At 60.0% G+C, this 225-nt stretch carries 1 protein-coding gene; it reads left to right on the plus strand.

The window, feature by feature from the left end; translation table 11 throughout:
• The coding region (locus tag L981_RS32610) for a type II toxin-antitoxin system VapC family toxin (protein ID WP_043626865.1) at positions 1 to 177 on the plus strand (177 nt) is incomplete at its 5' end.
• Positions 178 to 225: the final 48 nt, after the last annotated feature.

A 225-nucleotide genomic window follows, 5' to 3' on the forward strand; every position in this document is an offset into this window, starting at 1 on the left:
GTTACAGCCGACCATGCTGATCGCGCGCGACGCGCCTGGCGGCGTTATGGCAAGGGCCGTCATCCGGCCAGCCTCAACTACGGTGACTGCTTTTCCTATGCTCTTGCCGCGCTTTCCGGAGAACCCCTCCTCTACAAGGGCAACGATTTTTCGCAAACCGATATCGAGGCGGCGTGAAAAAACCAGCCCAAATGAGCGAAGCATCCGCGCTCAAGCGCGCCGAAG

Source organism: Ensifer sp. ZNC0028, from assembly GCF_000799055.1.
Classification (GTDB): domain Bacteria; phylum Pseudomonadota; class Alphaproteobacteria; order Rhizobiales; family Rhizobiaceae; genus Ensifer.